The sequence below is a fragment of the Streptococcus sp. HMSC077D04 genome, from assembly GCF_001808785.1.
In the GTDB taxonomy this organism is placed as follows: domain Bacteria; phylum Bacillota; class Bacilli; order Lactobacillales; family Streptococcaceae; genus Streptococcus; species Streptococcus mitis_BX.
Genome location: NZ_KV794515.1, coordinates 1 through 557, shown reverse-complemented (window position 1 = coordinate 557; position 557 = coordinate 1). Strand labels below are relative to the sequence as shown.

Sequence of the window (557 nt, the reverse complement as noted above, 5' to 3'; positions counted from 1 at the left end):
TTTCTAGCAGCTTCAAAAGCCCAATCAGGAAAGCCCTGCAGTCGAAAACACTCTTTAGGAGTGATTCGTCGTATTCTCAAACGGTAAAATTGTCCATCTATTAAAACACCAGCTACATGGTAAACTTGTTTATCTTCTCCTTCATAGCTAGCCACTACTACTCCCATTTGACCACTAGTTGTTAATGTATTCGCTATACCTTTTCCAACTCTACCACGACGATACTGAGAACTTGGTCTTTCTAAATTGATTGAATCTCCAATCTCTGCTTGAGCATACCCTTTTTTAGTTGCTTCCCGGACTTTTAGAAATTGGATTGGTTCTGGAATCAGTATTTTGGGAATTTTATCTCCTCCTTGCATCGTAGTCAGTGTTGGAGATAAGCCCTCGCTTCCATAGACGCGACCTGTCTCCTTAAAGCTAGTCGGTAAATCTCCAACAACGACAATACCATGACGATCCTGAGTATTTAAAGTAAACACCGGCTCTTGGTTTTCCTTAAAGCGTCTCCCATTTTGTCTCTTGTCTAATCTGTCTGGTGTCATACAAGGAATCGC

Annotated in this window: 1 protein-coding gene; it reads right to left on the bottom strand. The window is 41.3% G+C overall.

Annotation, left to right across the window (positions count from 1 at the left end; genetic code table 11):
- On the bottom strand, window positions 1-557 hold a 557-nt coding region (locus HMPREF2701_RS02660), incomplete at both ends, for a DNA cytosine methyltransferase (RefSeq protein ID WP_186821211.1).